This is a genomic window from Paenibacillus sp. JNUCC 34 (assembly GCF_058269055.1).
Genome location: NZ_CM177770.1, coordinates 1789601 through 1804921, shown reverse-complemented (window position 1 = coordinate 1804921; position 15321 = coordinate 1789601). Strand labels below are relative to the sequence as shown.

At 39.7% G+C, this 15321-nt stretch carries 23 protein-coding genes; 1 reads left to right on the top strand and 22 read right to left on the bottom strand.

All coding sequences use genetic code 11. The features are described 5' to 3' along the window. Positions 1-16: 16 nt before the first annotated feature. Positions 17-244 (bottom strand): sulfurtransferase TusA family protein, encoded by a 228-nt coding sequence (locus tag AC2TF5_RS08480; protein WP_491301738.1) that lies wholly within the window; start codon positions 242-244, stop codon positions 17-19. Positions 245-315: 71 nt separating this feature from the next. Beyond that, positions 316-1005 carry a YeeE/YedE thiosulfate transporter family protein gene (locus AC2TF5_RS08475; RefSeq protein WP_491301737.1) on the bottom strand — a complete coding sequence of 230 codons (690 nt, stop codon included), beginning with the start codon at positions 1003-1005 and terminating at the stop codon, positions 316-318. 150 nt (positions 1006-1155) lie between these two features. On the opposite strand from AC2TF5_RS08475, the gene AC2TF5_RS08470 reads away from it, so the two are divergent. Then, positions 1156-2040, top strand: a complete 885-nt coding sequence (locus tag AC2TF5_RS08470) for a LysR family transcriptional regulator (RefSeq protein ID WP_491301736.1) — start codon at positions 1156-1158, stop codon at positions 2038-2040. A 12-nt stretch (positions 2041-2052) separates the two neighbouring features. Here the strand turns inward: AC2TF5_RS08470 and AC2TF5_RS08465 are convergent, their stop codons facing one another. The 20 genes from AC2TF5_RS08465 to AC2TF5_RS08370 all read right to left on the bottom strand — a co-directional run bounded on the left by AC2TF5_RS08465 (position 2053) and on the right by AC2TF5_RS08370 (position 15251). Continuing rightward, complete coding sequence (locus tag AC2TF5_RS08465; protein ID WP_491301735.1) at positions 2053-2268, bottom strand: sulfurtransferase TusA family protein; 216 nt, start codon at positions 2266-2268, stop codon at positions 2053-2055. 432 nt (positions 2269-2700) lie between these two features. Beyond that, a complete protein-coding gene (locus tag AC2TF5_RS08460; protein ID WP_491301734.1) occupies positions 2701-3174 on the bottom strand; it encodes a hypothetical protein in 474 nt (157 codons plus the stop codon). A gap of 26 nt (positions 3175-3200) precedes the next feature. Beyond that, a complete protein-coding gene (locus AC2TF5_RS08455; protein ID WP_491301733.1) occupies positions 3201-3728 on the bottom strand; it encodes an SMI1/KNR4 family protein in 528 nt (175 codons plus the stop codon). Positions 3729-3832: 104 nt separating this feature from the next. Next, positions 3833-5284: an RNA-guided endonuclease InsQ/TnpB family protein gene (locus AC2TF5_RS08450; RefSeq protein WP_491301732.1), complete on the bottom strand. Its 1452-nt coding sequence runs from the start codon at positions 5282-5284 to the stop codon at positions 3833-3835. A 258-nt stretch (positions 5285-5542) separates the two neighbouring features. Further along, positions 5543-5983, bottom strand: coding sequence for a GNAT family N-acetyltransferase (locus AC2TF5_RS08445; RefSeq protein WP_491301731.1), 441 nt, complete (start codon positions 5981-5983; stop codon positions 5543-5545). Between the two features lie 171 nt (positions 5984-6154). After that, positions 6155-6373, bottom strand: coding sequence for a helix-hairpin-helix domain-containing protein (locus AC2TF5_RS08440; RefSeq protein WP_491301730.1), 219 nt, complete (start codon positions 6371-6373; stop codon positions 6155-6157). Continuing rightward, positions 6370-6810: a GNAT family N-acetyltransferase gene (locus AC2TF5_RS08435; RefSeq protein ID WP_491301729.1), complete on the bottom strand. Its 441-nt coding sequence runs from the start codon at positions 6808-6810 to the stop codon at positions 6370-6372. The genes AC2TF5_RS08440 and AC2TF5_RS08435 overlap by 4 nt, the downstream gene beginning before the upstream one ends. Before the next feature lie 189 nt (positions 6811-6999). Continuing rightward, on the bottom strand, positions 7000-7395 hold the full coding sequence (locus AC2TF5_RS08430; RefSeq protein WP_491301728.1) for a VOC family protein: 396 nt from the start codon (positions 7393-7395) through the stop codon (positions 7000-7002). 421 nt (positions 7396-7816) lie between these two features. Next, the gene (locus tag AC2TF5_RS08425; RefSeq protein WP_491301727.1) at positions 7817-8257 is read right to left on the bottom strand and encodes an NUDIX hydrolase; all 441 of its coding nucleotides are present in this window, start codon (positions 8255-8257) and stop codon (positions 7817-7819) included. Positions 8258-8485: 228 nt separating this feature from the next. Continuing rightward, positions 8486-9010, bottom strand: coding sequence for a P-loop NTPase family protein (locus AC2TF5_RS08420; RefSeq protein WP_491301726.1), 525 nt, complete (start codon positions 9008-9010; stop codon positions 8486-8488). A gap of 31 nt (positions 9011-9041) precedes the next feature. After that, positions 9042-9818 (bottom strand): Cof-type HAD-IIB family hydrolase, encoded by a 777-nt coding sequence (locus AC2TF5_RS08415; RefSeq protein ID WP_491301725.1) that lies wholly within the window; start codon positions 9816-9818, stop codon positions 9042-9044. Between the two features lie 64 nt (positions 9819-9882). Next, positions 9883-10419 carry a hypothetical protein gene (locus AC2TF5_RS08410; RefSeq protein ID WP_491301724.1) on the bottom strand — a complete coding sequence of 179 codons (537 nt, stop codon included), beginning with the start codon at positions 10417-10419 and terminating at the stop codon, positions 9883-9885. Between the two features lie 78 nt (positions 10420-10497). After that, positions 10498-10896, bottom strand: a complete 399-nt coding sequence (locus AC2TF5_RS08405; RefSeq protein WP_491301723.1) for a VOC family protein — start codon at positions 10894-10896, stop codon at positions 10498-10500. 24 nt (positions 10897-10920) lie between these two features. Next, a complete protein-coding gene (locus tag AC2TF5_RS08400; protein ID WP_491301722.1) occupies positions 10921-11370 on the bottom strand; it encodes a GNAT family N-acetyltransferase in 450 nt (149 codons plus the stop codon). Next, entirely contained in the window at positions 11363-11581 is a 219-nt protein-coding gene (locus AC2TF5_RS08395; RefSeq protein ID WP_491301721.1) for a hypothetical protein, read from the bottom strand. The genes AC2TF5_RS08400 and AC2TF5_RS08395 overlap by 8 nt, the downstream gene beginning before the upstream one ends. 277 nt (positions 11582-11858) lie before the next feature. Further along, positions 11859-12398 carry an NUDIX hydrolase gene (locus AC2TF5_RS08390; RefSeq protein ID WP_491301720.1) on the bottom strand — a complete coding sequence of 180 codons (540 nt, stop codon included), beginning with the start codon at positions 12396-12398 and terminating at the stop codon, positions 11859-11861. Then, positions 12395-12898 carry a GNAT family N-acetyltransferase gene (locus AC2TF5_RS08385; protein WP_491301719.1) on the bottom strand — a complete coding sequence of 168 codons (504 nt, stop codon included), beginning with the start codon at positions 12896-12898 and terminating at the stop codon, positions 12395-12397. The genes AC2TF5_RS08390 and AC2TF5_RS08385 overlap by 4 nt, the downstream gene beginning before the upstream one ends. Before the next feature lie 87 nt (positions 12899-12985). Beyond that, a complete protein-coding gene (locus tag AC2TF5_RS08380; RefSeq protein ID WP_491301718.1) occupies positions 12986-13432 on the bottom strand; it encodes a GNAT family N-acetyltransferase in 447 nt (148 codons plus the stop codon). Between the two features lie 229 nt (positions 13433-13661). Next, positions 13662-14576: a diacylglycerol/lipid kinase family protein gene (locus AC2TF5_RS08375; RefSeq protein WP_491301717.1), complete on the bottom strand. Its 915-nt coding sequence runs from the start codon at positions 14574-14576 to the stop codon at positions 13662-13664. A gap of 330 nt (positions 14577-14906) precedes the next feature. Then, entirely contained in the window at positions 14907-15251 is a 345-nt protein-coding gene (locus AC2TF5_RS08370) for a winged helix-turn-helix transcriptional regulator (protein WP_491301716.1), read from the bottom strand. Positions 15252-15321 lie beyond the last annotated feature (70 nt).

Here is a 15321-nt window from a genome sequence, read left to right as displayed (position 1 = left end):
CTTTCTCCCCAGAATTCTATTTCGCCTTCTCAATAACAACTTCCCATTCGCCGTCATCAATCTCTTCGATCTCAACATTATGTCCTTGTTTTCTTGCCCACTCTGGAACATTCTTCATCGCACAGCTATGGTCTATGGATACAACGAGAACGTCGCCTACGTTTAATTCAGCCATTTTCTTCTCTGTTCTCATCAACGGAACCGGACAAGCTTCTCCCATACAATCAAGTGTAAATTCAGCCATCTTGATAACCACCTTTATCATTATTTTTTTGTTTGTTTCGATTGTGAATAAATTCACTTATAAGACTAAACTTATTCGGCGCTGCCCATCTTTTTCTCCTGCCATTTTACTGCCGCGATATATAACAGAAGAATAATTAGAAACTGGACAATTAACGCACCAAGCCATCCAAACACATCAGGCAAAAATACAGCTGGCGAGTCCTTAATGACGTGTGCCCGCCACCAGCCCATATCATGTGCTCCCCAAAGCGAGCCAATGACAAAAAACAAAAGTGACAGCATCTGCATCGTAAACCCTTCCCCTACACGCATCAAGGTTCCTGACGCACATCCCCCGGCAATAACCATGCCTATACCAAACAATACAGCCCCGATGACCAAGGCAAAGCTGATCTGACCGACATTCCCCATGCCCGGAATCGGATTTCCATCCATGAACGCTGAGTACTTAATCGCTGTGAATCCAATCGTAGCAAGAGAGAATGCGATTAATACAGCTCTTGTAACGGAAGTACTGCCTGTAATACATGGGTCCCTCATAGAAGCGGTAAAGCAGAAACGTGATCTTTGTAAAATAACTCCAAACGAAATACCGAAGAGCAAGTAGATACCCATTTTGTCGTTGTACCGGTTTAAGAAGAATGCTAATACAATGACGAGGACCGTTACCAACAAAGCAATTGGCAATTGACTTTTCTTAGGTTTTCTCGGTGCTCTGGTTCGGGTTGATTTCGTTTCGGGACGCTCGATTTGTCCCATGGTTGCACCCCCAACATTTATATTCAGTTGACTATGTGAAAATAGTAACATACTTTTTAGAGACGTGGATATATGCTTTATTTATGCTGTATAAGTTTTGCTAATGGCACTTCAAAATGTTCAAATTCGAGCATCAGGAGGAATGATTTTATGAATTTGGAATCGCTTAAAATATTTCTGGATATTGCTTCGCTAAAGAGCATATCAAAAGCTGCCCAGAAATCTCACCTGACCCAATCCGCGCTTAGCCAACAATTGAAATCTTGGGAGAATACTCTCGGAACGGAGCTTCTTCACAGGAGCAATAAAGGGGCAAGTCTTACGGATGCAGGGGTCATTGCCGAGAAGTACGCGGCCCAAATCTGCAAATTGTATGATGATATGATTACGGAGATCAGTCATTTGAAACCAAGCCAACATTGTTTGTCTATCTACGCCATTCCGGAAGTATGCAATTATGCCCTTCCCTGCACTTTGTATGAAGTAAAGAAACAGTTTCCGAAATGTCATATCTCTCTGAATGAAGGCTCCTCTTCCATGATCGAAGAGCGTATTCTGCTGGAAGATGGCGATATCGGGTTTATTTCTGGACCTTCATCCAATCCGGAACTAAGTTCCTATAAGGTGTTCGCGGATAAGGTCATGCTTGTAACAAGTCGTTCGACCCTTTGTCCCGATGAGATTACTTTAAACGAGCTTCCCCGTTATCCGCTGATCTGGTCGGCTCAGCTATGCTATGTTCATAAGGCCATAAATAGCACTCTTGAACGAGAATTAAACTTAAATATACTTTATAATCTGGACTCCATTGAAGCGGTTAAACTCGCAGCCGTCAAAGGCCATGGAGCCGCTTTTCTTCCCTACATATCCATAAAAAAAGAGCTGTATAATAAACAGCTCAAAATTATAAATATTGATCAATTTCAAATATACAATGAGGTCTATATGATAAAAAAGAAGAATCAGCGTTGTGATAACGACACGAAGCAACTACTCCAATACATAGAAAAAACGCTGATTGATACATTGTGTTGAATCGAAATCACATCACTCTTCGATGGTGATCTCCCATACTCCGTTGATCACTTCATCAATGGAGCATTTCATATTGGCGCTACGACAATAATCAGTAATTGTTGTTTTCGCACAACTATGATCCGTAACTAACATGACCTTTTCACCGCTCCGGATCGCATCTCGATGTTTTTTTAACATGATGACAGGGACGGGACAAATTTCACCCAGACAATCAATTTCAATCATATGTCCCCCTCCCGCTGTTTCACGGTAACGACTTCCAGCACTCTCTTCTTATGATCTTGTTCTGCAGACATGCCGTCCTCCCGAAAAGTTAGACCTCATTATTCATTGATCCTCATACTATATCTTTAACCATAAGTAAATGTATATCGATTAACTCATATCCCAGTGATTTATATAATTGGATTGCCCCTTGGTTGCTTCCTACTACACCTAGAGATATTCCTTATCCAAATATTCACATCACTACGAATACGGATTATTCTTACGATCGCTGTTGCCCCCAGATTTCTTTTGAATATTATTTAATTGTTGAAAATCCGGTGACAGTTTATGCTTCCGATGCGAGCTTTCCTGTGGAAAGCTTTCGGGCGACCACTCCGTTTCTCCAAAATAATTCCGCCTTCTCCGTTTAAGTTCTTCTGTATAGTTAGTTCAATCAATATTGTATCTTAGAAAAACGGATAATCCTCCTCTCATACCAAATGGTATTTCATCGGCCCCGTTCTTGGTGAATCCATATAATTCAATTGAAGGATCTTCAAAATCCAGAAGCTTAGAATCCCCGTAAACTTGTTTAATCGGAGCATAGATTTGATATATGACGCTTTCTCCTGGTTTAAGCTTTACAGGTTTTCTTTGCTCTGTCTTACCTTCAATCTTAAACGGGTTACTCTCTGATCCATTCGCTGTAAGAATAGGAAAGTGCAAATAGAACTGTAAATAGCTAATTTCAATCTCACCTGCGTTAGTTATTTCAATGTCATATGATTTTGATTCTTTATCCGAACTGGAATGAATTAATTTGAACTTAATGTCACGATCATCGAAGGAAATATCTTTATCTGCCTTACAACCAACTAAAACGAGTAATAGAATAAAAAAGGTTAAAGCATACTTTTTCTTCATAGCTCCCTCTCTTTAAGACAAAATCTTTATCCGAGCAAATCCTCACCCAGACAAATCTCGATGAATTCAAAAAGATTCTTTGCTTCAACAGATCGCTTTCCCCAGTCGTGCCAATGATATAATACTTGTCCTGCTACTCCCGCTTCCGAGGGATCTGTGTCAAGACAGAGATAATCGCCACCACCGTTTTCTGCAATCGGAATCCATTTGGCATTCCACAGAAAAGGCTTAATTCCGTTATCTATGTCTGGTTCCAGATCCTCTGGATCAAATTCATCCTGTAGAAACTGCCAGTTCTCTATAATTTGAGAAATAGGAGAGAGTGTCAGATTTCGTACAAAAGGTTCAACACCCAGATTCCAATCCTGACCGTTATGTACTTTGTAAAAAGCTTTCATTTGCTCGGGAAGTATGATACCCAGCGTGTTCTCAAGCAGCTGGAATTGTTCATCCTTTGCACCAGTTTGCAAATTCAATGCTTCTGCAAAATTTTCATTTGTGCTTTTTCCTTTTTCAATAATACTCTTCCATAACAACTCAGCTTCATTAACCATATCTATCCTCCTAGTAAGTGATGACATGAAATGAATACTCCCACCACTTACCTATGCTGACGCTTCGATTGAAGTGGGGGTTTCTGATGTATCATCTCTGCTTATTACTGGATGCTTAACATCAGTGGAGTTGACACGTTGACGGACTGGCTACCGACCAACCCCGCTATCCCATTGGCGGATGCTTTTGGGAATACTTTACGCATGATATTCGCTGCTCCGTTCACATCAGCATGGATCAGGCCCTTCCGACTTCGATACAACCCGCGATGAATCCGCTTGCCCGAGAAGGCCCTTGTAACTCCTTCTTCATACTTGGGCAATGGGTCGTGATCCAGGAAACTGGCCTTCGACGTATACGCCTCTTCGGTGAGAATCACTTCGATTCCGAGTGCTGCGGCTTTATACCGTATCATCGAAACAAGCATCTGATGTGGAATGTAACAGAACGACTGATTGTTGCTCCGCCCCATATCGGATTCCACCTTCCATCCCTGATTGTATCCGATGACGATTGTCCCGATCTTCTGCTCGGCAGCTAGTCTGACAATATAATGACTCGTCTTGTGAAACAGGTCCTTAATCCTCCGATGACGCTTCAGATGCAGCCGATTTAGTCGCTTGGATGAAAATGCACCTTCCTGCGGTTGTTTGCCTTGGCGGAGAATCCCAGTATAATGTGCCTTCAACTTGTTGTAATACTGATTGATTGCTTTCATCGGCTTGCCCTTCACGCATACCGGTCGATGACCCGTATTTGTGACGATGGTTGCAAGCTGATCAATGCCCAAATCAATCGCCAGCGCATTCTCTTTCGCGACATCCGTCGCTTCTACTGGGCAAGCGAATACCAGCTCCACGACATATTGCCCGTATTTCGGAACGATGCGTACCTGCTTCAAATCTCCCTCTGTATAGCCGAGCTTGCCGATATTGAGCCGCTGTTTCGTCTTTGGGAGTTTGAGGTACTTGCGATCCCTGATCTCACAATCCTGATTGGTGAAAACGACTTCCTTGACCTTGGTGCGGGCGTAGCCGGGAATATGCGGTCTTCCGGCGTATTTGTCAGGTCGCACGCGATAATCCGTGATGCTGGCGAAGAAAGATTGCCAATTGGAAAATACACGCTTCATAACCCACTGACTGCATTGTGCAGGGAGCGCCCGGTAATCCGCTTGTTCCATCGTCTTGAACAGACAATCGAGAAAGGGATAATCCACATAAGGAGACGCCTTCGTCGGCAATTCGAACAGGTGGCAGCGGGAATCCTTCCGCTGGTCGGCTGGTTTCAGAAGCTGCTTCTGAAGTCTCGCCTGATGGGCTTCAAGTTGGCGTACGTTCATCAATCCGATGTTCGCCAGTAACGTGTCCATGACTTGTTGTTGCAAGGGTTGAAGAGGTTTGTCCTGCCTGAGTGCCGTAAACACTTGGCGGATATAAAAGTTCGTCGTATTGTACAAATTCTTGGCGTCCTGACACATCTGCTCCGCGTACGCATACAACCGATGGCCGGGCTTGATCCAAATTTGATAGGTTCTATATGTTGGTTCTGACACACATTCACCCCCCTGAAACCAAACGTATGTTCTATTTCAATTTACCACATATGTTTGGATTGTGGGAGTGATTTGAAAGGAATTGTTACAAGCATTTCACAGATGTCCCCGATTCACCACCCCCTTAGCTCATGCGTCGCTTGAAGAGGGCGTCCTCTCGGTGAATTTGATAGACCGCCCTTGGTAGTAACGGTCTATTTTCCATGCTTAATTATGCGAATGGCTACTCTGAAGAGCTATTACCATCCTTAACTCCTACTACTTAAAGGTATATCTGGATAATTCTTCTCCCCAAGGAGCCACGCCTATCTCTTCAAATCCTGCACTCTTATACAATCTTCTTGCACCTTCATTGTCAGGGTTATAGCCGATCATAATTACCTCTGTTCGATTATCGGACCCTTCTATGTGTTGTATTAGCAGATTCATAGCCGCTTTTCCATAGCCCTTACCCTGAAAATGCTCATCAATCATAAATCGATAAATCCAATAGTTCTGATCATCAGGGTCGATACCGAACATAAGGAAACCAATTACCTTATCATCGAGGAAAATGGCTCTCATCATAAACCCAGGTAGAAATTGAACCTCGGCAATGGAATAGAGATTTGAAGCCATAAACCGTTCTTGCTCTTCTCTTAAACGGAGATGAATGCATTGTTCCCAATTCGAGCGATCAATTTCTCTTAAACTAATCAAATAGACTCCTCCTAATTGAATAGAGAAATCTGTTAACAAATTCCTCTACTCTGATTTACAATGCAACTGACTTTGAAACACTCTCAACTGTTTAACATTTAATAATAGGATGGATGACTTACTCATACCACATCACTCCTTTCAAAATTTCGATTTCCCCTGCTTAGTCCTTTAGTTATCAGAGAACTTCAGGCCTTTCACCTCTAGAGCATCACGAAGCTGTTCGACTGCTTTAGGTCCAATGCCATGGAGCCCCTTCAGCTCAACCTCATTTAGCTTAGCGACCTGTTCCAATCGAGAGATACCGGCATTGGAGAGTGCTCGCTGTGCTGGCCTAGCCAAACCGGTTGGGAGGTCACTTTCCTGGTTATGTGCGTTGTCCTTTTTCATGCCGTTTCTATCGTTTTCTTTAAGCAATATCTTTTATGATTCTTAGGGTTATTGTCCAACACACCAAAAATTTCATATCCATGTTTTAGATAAAAATCCAATGCCTGAAAATCAAAGGTTTCTAAATGTATCAATTCAATTCCATGTTTTATGGCTGTTTGTTCGATATCATTTAATAGCATTGAACCCAACCCTTGATGCCTTAATTTTTGATCAACCCATAACGCATCAATAAACAAGCATTTCCAAGAATAGTCCACACAATTAATTCCTGCTACGATGTTCCCATCGATATCTTTAATATGTTTATTGATTTCATGGAATGGGATTTTCCCTTTAAAAGGCACATTCGATTCATTGAACTCACAAATTTTCTCTTCTACATATGCTGAATCATCTTCTGTACTCGGATTTATTAAAAACAAATTACTCTTCATCTATATCACCTTTATTCTTTATTGTGTTGAATTGTGTTCGGATAAGGAGCGTACTGACGCTCTATCAAAAAAACAAAGATTCCCTCTGCAAATGAAATCCTCCTAATCTATACTGTCTCACATAATAATAACAAAACCCGGCAATTGTTTGTTTCTTTTCTCTGCCGGGTTTCGTTTAATCTTTATTAATCAAAAACTACAGACGCCCATATAATGTCCGTTGAATTCAAAAAAATTGAAAAATTTAAGATTACCCTCATCTATAATTGGTTCTACCTTTAAACCCTTATCGGTTAACACTTGATGAGCTCTTTCGATATCCTTAGTGAAGAAGTTCATATAAGGATGTTCTTCGCCATTTTTATAAAAACAGAGAGGGTTAAAATCCTCAGCTTCTACCAGGGTGATCATTGCTTGTGCTTTATTGACTCCTTCAGATGGTATGGATACATACAGAGCAGCATATCCTGTTTCCTCTTCCCAAGAAAATGTACATCCAAAAACATCGACATACCAAGCTATGGATTCTTGCAAATTGGAAACGGGTATGAAATTACAATCAATTCGTTGAAAGATGTTATTCATTTTAATTTCCTTTTCCTTTTTATAAGTTTCTCTAACAGATTAGTTATCCCGTCAGTCCACTTGCCTTCCTGATCTGCGATTATAGTGACCCACCCTAGATTTCTAGCTGTATCCAAGTTTTTCTCTTGATCATCCACATAAATGATGGGCCCACTTTTTTCCGGGAATTAACGAGATTATAGATCGAGATATCGGGTTTGCAAAAACCAACCTCACTAGAGATCGTTGTCGTTTGTATGTATGGTTCAAGCGGTTTTAAAAGACCACTAGCCATTCATGACGGTGGTTGCTCAGCAGATGAATATCTGCGACCTGGCTCCAATATTCGAGATGCTCAATGGCAGGCAAAACCTTCAAATGTTTATCTATTAATTGCCTTGCATATTGAGTTTCAATTGTCGGACAACAAGCTGTGGCTTATTCATGATTCGAGTTGGCCTGATATAATCCCTGCTCTTCTAATGACTTCAATACGTTCTTCTCTACCTTCGATTTTCTTAATCATGTCTATCGCTGTTTCAAAATCCATGATGACATAACCGGTTGTTTCATAACCTTTTGGCAGCTCAACAAAATTCTTAACCTTTGCTAAATAATAAAGCCTATAAGCGTCAAATTCTTTCCAATACCAGCTTGCAAAAAGAGTTCTTTCATCCGATAATTCTATCCCTGCTTCCTCCATAACTTCCCTATTCAAGCCATCAAATAATGATTCATTCTTTTCCAGTTGGCCCCCAATTGTCGTTAATACCTGTTCATATCTATCCCAAACCATCACCAAATTTCCATTCTCAAGAATCGGGACGCAATGAACTCCCCCTATTTGCTTATTTCTTGGTACCTCCGTAATAAATTCCAGCATTGAACCCACCCTTTCTACACTTATTATTCTTATCCTTGTGTATTTAATCCGTTGAGTAAAATCAGATACCGGTTGTGGAGTATTTCAAGAAGTAAAATTGAGGTTTCAATGGGGACTTCCCTGTAATCGTTCAATTCTGCCCACAAATCTTCACGATATGGATCAGATTGGGGTTCATCTTCAGTTAATGCTTATTACTCCCCTATTACTTTGTTGGGATAGATAATTCTATGCGATATCGTTCTCTTCCCGAGCTGTATTTAAATATTCTTGTATATGTTTTACGGCATCTTTTGTGTTCTTTATATAAAATCTCTTATTTGAGTAGGTATCAGTCATGTCTGATACCTCTTTCAAGTCATAACGATGATTCCACTCCACCATCATTTTTATTAAGTTGCTGAAAGACTGTTTATAATTCCATGCTTCAATCCCGGTTCTTGATCTGATAAATCTTTTGATTATTCGATAATCTCTCACCCAGACGTTAGGAACAAGAATGAAGATGATATCCGCACGTCCGAAGCTTTCGCCTGTCCATTTGGATTGTGCGCCTTCCACGATCCATGACTCAGACTGCACTATTTTGAGAAATGTTGCGTTGCGTACTTCCTCCGGAAACCTAAGATCTTCCTCACTTCTATCCCAGATCATATTATCGATCTCATAGTATGGGATATTAAAATCCTTAGATAACGCTCGAGCTAAACTAGATTTCCCGCTCCCACAAGGACCAACAATGCGTATTTTCAAAAAAACGACTCCTTAGATCAATAATCTTGGTTTATATCACACCAAATTTTTGTAAAGCGTAAGAAATCCCGTCTTCACTTGCCTTTTTGGTAACAAAATCGGCCTTTTGTTTGAGCTCTTGCTCAGCGTTTCCCATGGCAATCCCCAATCTTACATATTCCAGCATATCGATGTCGTTTCCGCCGTCACCAAAAGCGATAGCTTCTGACCTGGAAATGTTGAAGTGCTCTAGTACTTGCTTAATGGCATTCGATTTGGACGCCTCTGTTTCTTCAAATATGCTCATCACATAGCCATGCCATCGCTTGAACTTGAGTGCAGGGAATTTGTCTACGAATTTTTGAGCCTCGCTATCGTCTGCATATAAACACATCCCATATACCTGTTCTGTTAGAGAGCTCATTTTTTCAGGATACTTTTTAAGACTCAATGTTTCTTGTAAGGCACTCATAATTCGCTCATTATCAGAACCTATACCGTTCATAGAATACCGCTCCGTAAAATAGGAAATGCCGTGACCGCTCAAGGCAGCAAAGTCCGTGATTTTCCGAACCGTTTCTGTCGTCAGCACTGATTTATAAATCGTTTCATCATTACATTTTACCAACGCGCCGTTAGCGGAAATGATAGTATCAATCCCTATCGCTATAAGCTCTTCGCAGAGATTGTAAGGTCTGCCTGTCGCAACTACCACTTTGATTCCTTTATCAATCAGTTTTTTAATGACTTCTATCGTGCTTAGGGGCATACTTCTATCAATCTCACTGTATAGGGTCCCATCAACATCAAAAAACACAACCTTGTACATTATGTAAATAAACCTCCCTAGTGTTCTCAATAGCTATGACTCGGCCCTTATCTACAATCAATATCTATCCATTCAATATGCTATTGATCACCTTCATTTCATTAAAAACTCTTGCTTTCCCTTTATCTGTTCTATACCAGTTATCCTTGTCAATTCCTCTATGATCCAACAGCGGCAATACATCGAATATTTTATTAGAATCATCATGAAGAGTTGCCAAGATTAAGAAGCGTCTACAGAAAAACGCCTTGCCTGCCAACAAAATATTCCTCATGTCTATGTCTAGTTGCTGAAGCGCCCTCATAACTACATCACATCCATCATTAAACTCTCCTGTTATGGGATGAATGATATCGGCTGGTACACCAAGCTCAGCTAATAGAGGAGTGTGGTATTCATATTCGTTGGCTTGCAAGAAACTATTGTATACATTTGGGATAAAAAGATGATTAAACCCTTCTTCATGAAACAGATTAGATATCAGCTGATTTAACTCAGGGAAGTGGCCTGGATGATAAATAACCGCATCTGCTCTGGTAAAAAGTTGTTGCCTTTCAATAAAAATAATATCGCTTATGTTTTCGATAAATTGTGGATTCACTTCGACCCCTCCGATTTATCCTACAATGAAAATAATATAACTATTTTTAAAAGAAAGCGCACTGTCATATTTAGTCCTTTAACTATGAGATACATCCTCTAAAAGTTTGTTCCCAACTGCGATCCATCGCCCGTCAATATCCTCGAATACAAATTCACGATTGTTATAATCCGTAGTTGATAATGGTCGTACGATCTTAATTCCTAAATTCATTAGTTCTTTTTCTAACTCCTTCTGATCATATGCAACAAAGTATGCATCATAACCATAACCATGGCTTATTCGATTCGGAATAATTTCATGATTCTTGGATTTAGTTAGTACGATTTCTATGGAATCCCTATACAGACAAACATGAGGCTCAGCTGATTCTAGATAATAAACAGCCCTAAATCCAATCCCCTCATAAAATTCAGCTGTTTTACTAAGGTTGGGTACCGGAAACATTTGTAAGCAGTGCGAAAATCCTTGATTCATAGGTATACCTTCTTCTCGAGTAATTTATTCTATCAGTTCTAAGTAATGAGTTACCTTCTCATCATCCATAACTTCCTTAAATCCGAGTGCCTTATAAAATTCACTCGCATTAGGATTATCCGTTTTTAATACAAGCTTTCGGTAATGACTTTTTGCGGTGTTTATTACTTCTTCTGTAAGCCTTCTCCCAATACCATATCTCCGGAATTCCTTCAGAACATAAAGTCTTCTAACTCTACCTATTACTTCTTCAGAATACGGATCTCTATTCAATCCACATACTCCTATGAGCCTGTTATGTACGCGACATTCAAACAATGCTTCATCTTCGTTATGAAATCTATTAATCCCTGTAATGTAATCATTTATCAATCGATTAATATGTCGAAAACCTTCTGCCGTACTTTGAGCTAGCAACTCGGAAAGATCTTCAGGATTTAAATTAGTCACTTCTTTGTATATAAAGCTATCCATATTCTGGCCTCTCATCTTCAAAATTGTGATCTGCAGCTTTTTCACTAATGCCTACTTTCTCTAGGAAGTTCTGAATAGACTGCACTTGCTTTTCTCTCTCTGATCTTCTTAAGTCATGTCCTGATTCGGAAAATTCTATGATTTCACAATCAGTGATCAATTCCTTATATTTTTTTATATCTTCATCACCAATTTCGGAACCTTCCAGCATTCCTCGTAGTATTAATACAGGCTTATCAATTCGTTCTCTAAATTCAATTTGTTTTGACTCTTTCTCAATTCCCCGTACAGCAATCTCAGAATTACAATGTCGGGATTATGTATTTGGATCGAATGCCAGCTATCTTCAACTATCAAGGTAATCATTCCTTGTTACTTTCAAGTTTCCACTCCTCTCTTCCGTAAGGTTATAAAAAGTGCTTGTATTTACAACGAAACCCGACTCTAAGATATCTCTTATCAATGGCCGGGTCATGTTTGTCAATTATTTAATTGTATGAGACCAAATACTTAGATAGAAATGCTTCTCTAATCCCTTCGCTTGTTTCAATTAATGGGTCTATTACAGTAGATGTATGTTCGATTAATTTACCATCCATATATTTGCATTTATGTTCATAACAATTAGGATCATTCAAGATTAGTTCAAGAGACTCCGGAATGTTCGCAGCAATCCCTACATTGTTTTTATCCATAATCCATGTCGTTGGTTTCCAGTCTAATATTCCTTCAACCGTTTTTATCGGTGTGTCGTATACGTATTGTTCAGAAATTTCAGCAAGATAAAGGTACATTCCCCCAACGATTTTTTCATCAACTACCCAAGTAACAACACCTTTAAAATGCAATGTATATTCTTGAATATTAGTCTCTTCATATATTTCACGTCTCATCGAGTCTCTTGGCAATTCATTGTTATCCAGCTTACCGCCTATTCCATTCCAACAGCCCATCCATGGTGCGTAATTACGGTTCAATAACAGGATCTCATTACCTCGTCTTATAAAACAAATGTTGTACTTTATCATAAAGAAAACACCTGTGAAATTGTTTTATGCTTCCCTGTTAGTCCATCAATCTCACTGAAATCTTCTTGCTCAACAAACTCTATATTTTCATTTTTATAATATTTCTTCCAAAATGCAACCGCGGCCTTATTTCGTTCCAATTGATCTACTCTGATTATTCCTGAGAATTGATCCAGAACCAAACTCACTGCTTCTGCTGCTAAATTCAACCCTCGATATTTCTTTAATAAGAATAGCTCCTGAATCGTATAATCCACTCCCTCTGAAACATATGGAGGGGAGCATACTAGAATAAATCCAATGTTTTTACCATTATAGTTGATGAAAAATGGATGTAACTCGTTCCGTTCAAGATATAAATATGTATTCGTTGGATCAAATTTCCCTTCATCCTTCGGATCTTCACCAGTAAATTCAGATAAATCGTATAAATATAAATTGTACAAATTTAAAAATAGTTCTTCTTGTTCTTTTTTTATTTTCAAAAGTTGAATTTTCATTTCTTCTGCACCTTCCTTTTTATTTTCACAGCAGATGACCAGTCAATTTTGTCATGACATTACTCCTCCAACTGTATTTAAGTAACTCTATATGTTTAGAACAAATCCCGTTTTCTTCCCCTTAACGAACCCTGCTCTCTCATAAAATCGATGAACTTCTTCATCTTCTCTTCCCGTCAAAAGCATAATTATATAACAGTTCTTTCCCTTTGCTATCTCGATAGCTTTATCTAGTACCATTTGTCCAAATCCATTCTTTCGATATTCCTCATGTGTTATGACATTTTCAATTAATCCATACGGTCTTGCATTTCTCGTTAAGTTTTTTACGATGGCCAAGACGCACGATGCAACGATAATTCCTTCATGTTCAACAACAATGATGTTCATGTTCCGATCATTTAAGATGTCGTTCCAATGATCAAATAAATCCTGGTTTCGAGCTAGATCCGGATCTTCTGGCTGCAAAAACTTATATAGAGTTAACAGACCCTCTAACTCATCTTTACGTATAAGCCTACTTATTGTATTCAACTCGTTGCACCTTCTCTCTCCAAGTATTACACTTATTTCGTTGTTATCTGATGTTAATTCCTGCTTGAAATTAAAAAGAGAGAGATTTCTCTCTCCCCAATCCTTCTCCCCAAAAACCTTATTAATAAAATTTGTCTCAAATACACTTCTTCTTTTGAAGAATCAAATGAGTTCTTGCGGCGTTGCATGATGTATATGATAGTCCGAGCTATTTTCTCACATCAATTTTTCAACCCACCCGCCTATTTTCTTGACACATGACATGTATTGCTTCTTTACGAATCGAAATATCGATAGGCGTTTCACCGATTATTTCCCCATCTCCAGTAGCCAACATAGGAGAACTCGATGAAATTTCAACTTCTTGCCCCTGAAGCATCGAAATCCCAGGACGAGAAATATGTTTTCCAAGAAATACTCGCGGAAGTAGTCGTAACGCTTCAAAACGGGAAATTCCATGCACGATACAAATATCAAATACCCCATCTGTATACGAAGCCTCGGGACAAATGTTCATTCCTCCACCGTAATTCGGGATATTAGCCACGGCAATGAGCCATACGTCCGAAAAAATAGTTTCCACTTCGTCTACTTTAATATTTACCGTATGGGGTCGATAGCGGGCTAATATCTGAAGCAAGCTTATTACATAAGCCAGACGACCCAATCTGAGCGTGTTTAACCATTTTTTATACCTCGAACGATTTACAGTTTGTGCTATTTTTCCATCAATCCCGATACCAACAATGGTTGTATAAGTTTTGTTACCGCTTTGTGCTATGTCTATTTTTTGGATCGCTCCGGTTAATAAATAGTCCAGTGCTTTTTCGGGAGTTAATGGTACCCCTAAAGCCCTGGCAAAATCGTTACCCGATCCTGCTGGAATTATGCCTAACGGGATATTGCTTCCTGCCAATTCGCCGACAATACTTTGTACCGTGCCGTCGCCTCCTATAACCGCAACAGCTTTCACTTGATCGATTTCTCTCACATTATTCAGTAACAATTGCACGGCATGAACCGGATTATCCGGAAACTCAACCCGATAATGGATCCCTTTTTCCTTAAGCAATGGTTGTATTCGTTTCCATACCTTTAATCCTTGTCCGTTTCCGGACAGACTGTTCACTATGAAGAGAATCATTCCAGCCTCCTATTTTGACTACACCTGTATTATTCCACAAGAAGAAGAGGCCATCGAAGCTGACGGGCCCGTTACTATGCTTCAAAATTGCTTTTAGCCTTCTCGCCTATTAGGATGTTACTCAAATTTACAAAGCAATTATTAGATAATATTTTACCTTAAACAGTAAGAGGTTTGAACAATCATTTTTCTACTGTTCTATGAAAAACGATCGAGCTAAAGAACTCAATACAGCAGACGGTAAGGGATAGATGTACAAGCTTTTCTGTGGTTTGAATCATCTCTACACCCCTGGCTTCGTTACGTTATACTGTTTCCAGCAATCCCGAATCAGTTCGAAGGCATTTGGTTACGCACTCCCCATTTGCACATCTCCTCAAGTATTGGCATCAAAGTTCTGCCCCTTGGAGTTAATGAATATTCCACCTTTGGAGGTGTTTGTCGGAACTCTTCCCGTTTGACAATACCGCTGTCTTCCAATTCTTTCAACTGGGAGCTTAGCACCTTGTGAGTGATTTCCGGTATGCGCCTCTTAAGCTCTCCGTAACGCGTAACCTTTTGGCAGGTTAATTGATACATGATTTTCATTTTCCACTTTCCGCCAATAATGGTTAAGGTATAGTCAAACGGAGTCAGGTTGTTTAGTTTTTCCGTAGTTTGGGTCTGTTTGATCATCAGAATCCTCTCCTTAAAGTAAGTACGCACCTAAAAGTGCGTACTAGTTTATATTGGGCACATGTTTATA